At 67.3% G+C, this 7,634-nt stretch carries 5 protein-coding genes; all 5 read right to left on the bottom strand.

The window, feature by feature from the left end:
* Positions 1–153: 153 nt before the first annotated feature.
* The gene (locus HNP48_RS34415) at positions 154–1,950 is read right to left on the bottom strand and encodes a gamma-glutamyltransferase family protein (protein WP_184866008.1); all 1,797 of its coding nucleotides are present in this window, start codon (positions 1,948–1,950) and stop codon (positions 154–156) included.
* Between the two features lie 120 nt (positions 1,951–2,070).
* The gene (locus HNP48_RS34410) at positions 2,071–3,624 is read right to left on the bottom strand and encodes an alkaline phosphatase (protein ID WP_184866005.1); all 1,554 of its coding nucleotides are present in this window, start codon (positions 3,622–3,624) and stop codon (positions 2,071–2,073) included.
* 10 nt (positions 3,625–3,634) lie between these two features.
* Complete coding sequence (locus tag HNP48_RS34405; RefSeq protein ID WP_184866003.1) at positions 3,635–5,164, bottom strand: GGDEF domain-containing protein; 1,530 nt, start codon at positions 5,162–5,164, stop codon at positions 3,635–3,637.
* A gap of 279 nt (positions 5,165–5,443) precedes the next feature.
* Positions 5,444–6,421: an IS110 family transposase gene (locus HNP48_RS34400; protein ID WP_184866001.1), complete on the bottom strand. Its 978-nt coding sequence runs from the start codon at positions 6,419–6,421 to the stop codon at positions 5,444–5,446.
* 213 nt (positions 6,422–6,634) lie between these two features.
* Positions 6,635–7,609, bottom strand: coding sequence for an NADPH:quinone oxidoreductase family protein (locus HNP48_RS34395; RefSeq protein ID WP_184865999.1), 975 nt, complete (start codon positions 7,607–7,609; stop codon positions 6,635–6,637).
* Positions 7,610–7,634: the final 25 nt, after the last annotated feature.

Here is a 7,634-nt window from a genome sequence, read left to right as displayed (position 1 = left end):
GACGCAGACAGCGGGGCGCCTTTTCTTTGCCTACTTTCTTTTTGCGCAAAAAGAAAGTAGGTGCGCCGCCGGGCGCACATCCCGGCCCCCGCCCTTCAATAGGGCAAATCGCACAATTCCAGCGGACGGGGCCGAAGAAGCATGAAGAACAGATCAGTCCCCCATCACAACACCCTCACGCCGCGGATCCGCCCCCCCAAACCACATCTTCTTCCCATGCGCATTCCCGCGCGTGATGGCCTGCAAGCCACTGGTCATGTTCATCTCCCGCACCTCCGCCCCGCGCGCGCGCAAGGTCTCCACCGTGAGCGGGGGGAAACGCTTTTCCTCCAGCAGCGAAGGCCCGTTCATCGAACCGAAATTGGGCAGGTTGATCGCCTGCTGCGGCATCAGGCCCCAGTTGAACACGCCATACAGCGTCTTGGCCGTGTAGTGGATGATGGCCGCGCCCCCCGGGCTGCCGCCGCTCATCAGCAACTCGCCCGTGGCCTTGTCGAACACCAGCGTGGGCGACATGGATGAGCGTGGCCGCTTGCCCGGCTGCACGCGGTTGGCGATCGGCTGCCCTTGCGCATCGGCCGGGGCGAAGCTGAAGTCGGTGAGCTCGTTGTTGAGCAAAAAGCCCTTGACCATCTGGCGTGCGCCGAACTGGTCTTCAATGGTGGTCGTCATGGCCACGGCGTTGCCGAAGGCGTCGACGATGCTGATGTGGCTGGTGCCGTACTCGGGCTGGTCGGGCATGGGCGCATGGCTGGTGGCCACGGCGCCGGGCTTGCCGGGCTGGGCGACCTTGAGGCTCTGCGTGCCGATGAGCTTGGCGCGCTCGGCCAGGTAGGCCGGGGCGATCAGGCTGGTCCAGTTGCCGGCGGGGGGCTGCACGAAGTCGGGGTCGGCCACGTACTGGGCGCGGTCGGCGAACGCCAGGCGCGCGGCATCGGTGTACAGGTGCAGCCAGTCGGCCGTGGGCAGGCCGTTTTCCAGCGGCATGGACGCCGCGTCGGTGTTCTTCAGGATGCCCAGGATCTGCGCGATGGCAATCGCGCCCGAGCTCGGTGGTGGAAAGCCGCACATGCGGTAATTCTTGCTCGCCACCTGGTAGTCGTGGCACAGCGGTTCGCGCTTTTTAGGCTGGTAGCCGGCCAGGTCGGCCAGGCTGAGCTTGCCGGGGTTGGTGGGGTGTTTTTGCACTTTGTCCACGATGGCCTGGGCGATCTCGCCCTCGTGCAAGGCCTTGCTGCCCTCGGCCGCGATGCGGCGCAGCACGGCACCCAGTTCGGGGTTGCGCAGGTTGAAGCCCACATCGCGTGCATCGCCATCGGGCTTGTAGAAGTAGGCCGCGGCCACCGGGTCCTTCTTGAGGTGGGCATCGGCCGCGGCCAGGGTGTTCAGCCGTGCGCTGACCTTGAAGCCGCCCTCGGCCAAAGTGATGGCGGGCTGGAACAGCGTGGCCCAGGGCAGCTTGCCGTGCTCCTTGTGCGCCATCTCGAGCATGCGCACCGTGCCGGGCACGCCGACCGAGCGGCCGCCCACGACCCCGTCGTGGAAAGGCAGGGGCTTGCCGTCCGGGCCGAGGAACAGCTTCTCATCGGCGGCTGCGGGGGCCGTCTCGCGGCCGTCATAGGCTTCCACCTTGGTGCCGGCGCTGTGCAGCAGAAAGGCGCCGCCACCGATGCCGCTCGATTGCGGCTCGACCAGCGTGAGCACCATCTGCACGGCAATCGCCGCATCCAGGGCCGAGCCGCCGGCCTTGAGGATCTGGTAGCCCGCATCGGTGGCCAGCGGGTTGGCGGCCGCCACGGCAAACTTCTCGGTGGCCCAGCCGGGCTTTTCGGTGTAGCCCGAGGAGCCCTCGGGCTGCGCGGGCACGGTGTACTCGAAGCGGGGGCTGCTGGCGCAGCCGGCCAGCAGGGCGGCCACGGCCAGCAAGGTCAGGGTGGGGGTCTTGCGCATCGCTTGGTCTCCAAGGGCTGGAAGGAATACAGGCCATGGTAAGGCCCGCACCCTGCGGCGGGGCGCTTTATTTACAGGATGCTACAAGCCGCCGAAGGGGTATTGCGCGGAGACGGGTCATCAGGCCGCCACCGGCCCGGGGCGACGGTCTTCGACCACAAAGCGCGCCTGCGTGCTGGCCCCGCTGTCTTCGCGCAGCGGGTCGTCCAGCACGCGCAGGGTGGTGGTCCAGCGCGCGGGGGTGATGTCGGCCAGGCCATAGCCGCGCTGCTCGCAGCGCGCCAGCAGCACATGGGGGCTGTGGCGCACGACCGCGTCGACCTTGTCCTGCGTGGTGCCCGAGCGCGAGCTGATGGAGGTGCCGCAGAATTCGCTGGCGACCACCGCGGACTCGGGCCGTGCCGCGTCGGCCAGCACACGGCACACATAGTTCTGGTGGATGTCGCCCCCCAGCAGCACGGTGTTGCGCGGCGCATGCTGGGTAACGGCCTGCAGCAGGCGTGCGCGCGCGCCCGGATAGCCGTCCCAGCTGTCGGTGGAGACCACGCCCGAGGGGTAGTGGCGCGGCGAGAACAGGGTCTGCTGCGCGACCACGCTCCAGCGCGTGCGCCCGTCCCGGGCATCGGCCGCCAGGCCGGCGTCCAGCCATTGCTCCTGGGCCATGCCCAGGAAGCTGCGCGCCGGGTCGGCCAGCTCGGCGCAGTCCTTGGGGCGCACGGCGCCTGCGCTGCTGGCCGCCGTGCGGCAGGCCTGCAGGCTGCGGTACTGGCGCGCGTCGAGCAGGTGCAGGTGTGCCAGGCGGCCCCAGGCGAGGCGGCGGTAGACCTGCAGCGCCGAAAAGTCGCGCTGCACCAGGCTGGCAGCCCGCAGGGGCATGTTTTCGTAGAAGGCCTGCCAGGCCGCGCTGCGCTGGGCCAGAAAGCCGGCCGGGTCGCCCTTGCCTGCATCGCCGGCGTAGTCGTTCTGTACCTCGTGGTCATCCCAGGTCACCATCCAGGGGCAGGCGGCGTGGGCCGCTTGCAGCGCCGGGTCGCTCTTGTGCAGGGCATAGCGGTCGCGGTAGTCGGCCAGGGTGGTGGCCAGGCGCAGGCTGTGCACGCGCGCCAGGCCCGAGCTGTCCTTGGGGCTGGCGTACTCATAGATGTAGTCGCCGAGAAAAAGCACCAGGTCGGGCGCATCCGCACGCACATGGCGCCAGGCCGCATAGTGGCCATGTTCCCAGCGCTGGCATGAGGCAAAGGCCAGGCGCAGGCGCTCGGGCAGGGCGTCGGCGGCTGGGGCGGTGCGTGTGCGGCCCGTGGCGCTGACCGCATCGCCATGCATAAAGCGGTAGTGGTACCAGCGGCCCGGCGCCAGGCCGGCGAGCTCCACATGCACGCTGTGGCCCAGCTCCGGCAGGGCCGTGGCCTGGCCGCGCTGCACGATGCGCCGAAAACTCTCGTCATCGGCCAGCTCCCAGCGCACGGTGAGGGGCTGGCGGGCGTGGCTGGCATCGGGAAGCAGGCGCGTCCAGAGCACCATCCCATCGGCACCCGGGTCGCCGCTGGCCACGCCCAAGGCGAACGGGTTGCTCTGCTGGCGCTGCGGCTGGCTCCAGGCCCAGCGGGGCAGGGTGGTGGCGGCCGCGCCCTGGGCCGCCCGCAGCAGGAAGGCGCGGCGCTGCTGGGGATTCACCGGCGGGGGCTCATGCAGCCATCACCCGGTTCTTTCCGGAGCGCTTGGCGAGGTACATGCTCTGGTCGGCGCGCTTGATCGCGTCGAAGCTGGTCTCCGAATCGTGCAGCTGGGCCACGCCGGCGCTGAAGGTGATGAGGATCTTCTCGCTGCCCTGCAGGAAAAAGCGCGTGGTCAGCTCGCGCTGCAGGCGCGTCATGGCGGCCACTCCGGCGTCCACCGTGGTGTCGGGCAACAGCAGCACGAACTCTTCGCCGCCGTAGCGTGCCAGCAGGTCCTGTGGGCGCATCACCTCGCGCGTGACCTGGGCCAGGTGCACCAGGGCCGCGTCGCCCACGCTGTGGCCCAGGCGGTCGTTGATGAGCTTGAAGTTGTCGATGTCCAGCAGCGCAAAGCACAGGGGCGCACCCATGCGCCGCGAGCGGGCGATCTCGCGCTCCATGGCCTCGTCCAGGCCCTTGCGGTTGAGGCTGCCGGTCAGCGGGTCGTGCCGGGCCTGGGCACTGGCGCGGTCGAGCTCCTGCTGCAGCTTGGCGACCTCGGCGCGTTTGGCCTCGGTGCGCTCGCGCAGGTCCAGCAGTTCGGTGTGGGTGAGCTTGGTGTCGAGCGCCATGCTGCGCGTGGCGCTCATCGCCTCTTCCAGTACGGGTGCGATCTCCTGCAGGCTGCTGGCCTTGCCGATGAGGTCGGCGCAGCGCTCCATGGTGCCCTGGTAGGTGGTGCTCGATGCGGTGATCTGCGCCAGGCGTTCGATGAAGGTGGCCAGCAGGTCCTTCATCTGCTCCTGCGCCTCCATGGAGCGCGCCTTGGCCTCGGTCTGTTTGAAGATCACGTCCTTCAGGCGCAGTTGCACGTCGTCAAGCCGGCGCAGCGTGAGCGGCGGGGTGGAGGCCGTCATCAGTGCCTCGGCCTGGCCCTGCAGCCAGCGGTCGTCGGCGCTGAGCACGGCGATGTTCTCGAACACCATGTGCAAGAGCTCCAGCAGGCTGGTGCGGATGGCCGCCTGGTCTTCCGTGGCGAACGACAGCCGGTAGGTGAAGTTGCCCAGCATCAGCATCAGCGTGGAGATCAGGGGCGTGGGCTCGCGCAGGAAGGTGGTGAGCTGTGCGGCCATGCCGTGCACGCGCTGGTCGTCCTCGCCCAGCGCGGGCAGGGTGTTGTCGATCAGGCGGGCCAGCAGTTCGGCCAGGTCTTCGGGGAGCGTGGCGGCCGGCGCGGTGGGGGGGAGCTCCACCGGTGAGGCGGCGGCCGGGCTCAGGCCCAGGTTGGCATAGCCCACAAGCACGCTTTGCAGGCCGCTCCAGTCCTTGTTGGCGATGGCCTTCTCGAACTGGCCGAGCAGGCGCTTCTGGGCCGGGGTCTGGCCGGGAATCAGCCGCAGGATATGGGAGAGCTGGGCCTCGGGGAACGGGGTGGCGCTGCGCACCCCCGCAATCTCATCGTAGATCGCCAGGTAGTTCTCGGGCGTCGGGGCCAGCCGGCGGGTCGAGAGCTGCTTGAGCGTTTCGCGTGCGATTTCGTAGGGTGGACGTTCGGCCATGGGCGGGCACCAGTGACGGGGACTGCGATGAACCGCGAGTTTGACACAGCGCCATGTTTCTCGTCGCGAGCGCCGCCCAGGGCGTCTGTTTTCGGTGTCAGTTGTTCACTGCGCTGTGCGCCACCCGCGATGCGTGACACTGGCACGGCCAAGGCCAGAGCCCCCGTGCAAGGGCCGCCCCGCCGCACTGGGGGCGTCCTCCTCCCGACTCGCGCAGCGAGGCGAGAGAGGGGGAAGGCGCGAAGCGACTCAGCAACTGTGTTCAAAGTCAAGCGCTTTTCATACCGCGCCTGGCTGTGGACAACGTTGCTCCCACGCTGTGTTCGACTTGATCACTGCATTCAAGATCGCCAGCATCTTGCGCATGCATGCCACCAAGGCAACCTTCGCTGGCTTGCCCGCCGCTCGCAGCCGCTGGTAGAACTCTCTGATCACCGGGTCGAAGCGCACTGAACTGAGCGCGGCCATGTACAGCGATGAGCGCACGTCGCTTCTACCTCCCCAGATCGAGCGCTTGCCGCGCATCTTGCCGCTGTCATGGTTCAACGGGGCTACTCCTACCAGCTTGCTGATCTCTCGCCGGTTCAATTGGCCCAGCTGCGGCAGCGCTGCCATCAATACTGCTTTGGTTCCTTGGCCAATGCCCTTGAAGCCCTCCAGCAGCTTGAGCTTTTGCGCAAAGTGCTGCTTGAGCCTGCCACCGATGTCTTCATCAAGTGCCTTGATCTGCTTGTCCAGTATCTTTATCACTGCCTGGATGCTCTTGGTCGACAGGGCGTGCGCCTGAGCCAATCTATTGGTCTCTGCCACGCGCATCTGCACCAATTGCGCTCGCCTTGTGACCAGCGCCTGCAGCTGTTCCTGGTGTGCTGCAGCCAGCTTGAACAATGACTTCTCAAACCGCTCACTGTTGTGCAGGGTTCGCGCAAAATGCGACAGCGCCTTCGCGTCGATGCCATCGGTCTTGGCCAGATACCCCAGGGACTTTGCAAACTCGTGGGCCTGCCTGGGATTGGCCACAACAACCGTCAGCCCCGCCAGGTACAAGCGCTGCGCGCAGCGCTTCTCCAGCCCTCCCGTCGCCTCCATAAGCACCACTGCCACGCTCTGACCTGCCAGCCAATCGAGCATCGCACTGATGCCCTGATCGTCGTTGCCAAAGCGCATGCTGGCGCCCTTGTCACCCAAAGACACTTCCAGGCTGTCCTTGGACACATCAATGCCCACATACACGGATTCACGGGATTCGTCTGCCATTGCCCAGCCTTGCAAATACGAGGTCAATCACACCGCCCATGCGGTGCATTGCCAACCAGCAACTGTTCGGGCTACTTGCAAACGGTCAGCTGTCCACGCCACCTGCTGAGTCTCGGGATGCTGTGCTCCCAGAGGGGGAATCGGGCTGTGGACAACTTCCCATTACCTTGTCCTGAACTTCAATGTTTTAAGGATACAAGGGGGTGTTTCACTTCAGTTCACCATCACGAGTTTGCCCATCACGCCACGCGAGCCCATGTGGGCGTAGGCGGCCGGCAGCTCGGCCATGGGCATGGTGCGGTCGATCACGGGCTTGATCCTGCCCTGGGCGTACCACTGGGCCAGCTCGCCCATCATGGCGGCATTGGCCTTGGGCTCGCGCTTGGCGAAATCGCCCCAGAACACGCCCACGATGGAGGCGCCCTTAAGCAGTGCCAGGTTGAACGGCAGGGCCGGGATGGGGCCCGAGGCAAAGCCCACCACCAGGTAGCGCCCGCGCCAGGCGATGGAGCGGAAGGCCGGCTCCGCGAAGTCGCCGCCCACGGGGTCGTAGATCACATCGGGGCCCTTGCTGTCGGTCAGGGCCTTGATGGCCTCGCGCAGGTTCTCCTTGCCGTAGTTGATGGTGGCATCGGCCCCGATGGAGGTGCACAGCGCGCATTTCTCGTCGCTGGAGGCGGCGGCGATCACGCGCGCGCCCATGGCCTTGGCGATCTGGATGGCCGCCGTGCCCACGCCGCCGGCGGCGCCCAGCACCAGCACCGTCTCACCGGCCTTGAGCTGGGCCCGGTCCACCAGGGCGTGGTAGGACGTGGCGTAGATCATGATGAAGGCGGCCGCATCCACATGCGCAAAGCCGGGGGGCAGCGGCATGCACAGGGCCGCCGGCGCGATCGTGTGGGTGCCGAAGCCCCCGGTGCCCGACAGGCAGGCCACGCTCTGCCCCACCTTCAGGTGGGTCACGCCTTCGCCCACGGCCTGCACCACGCCGGCGTATTCCGAACCGGGCACGAAGGGCAGGGGCGGCTTCATCTGGTACTTGTTCTGCACGATCAGCAGGTCGGGGAAGTTCAGGCTGGCGGCCTTGATCTCGATCAGCACCTCCCCCGCCTTGGGCGTGGGCGTGGGCAGTTCGGTCCAGGCCAGGGCCTCGACGCCGGTGGGGTTGGTGCAGAGCCAAGCGTGCATGGGAAAAGTCTCCAGTCAGTGATGC

This window comes from Acidovorax soli, assembly GCF_014207955.1.
Taxonomy (GTDB): domain Bacteria; phylum Pseudomonadota; class Gammaproteobacteria; order Burkholderiales; family Burkholderiaceae_C; genus Acidovorax; species Acidovorax soli_A.
The sequence above is the reverse complement of the archived record's forward strand: the minus strand, read 5'-3'. Positions and strand labels throughout refer to the sequence as shown.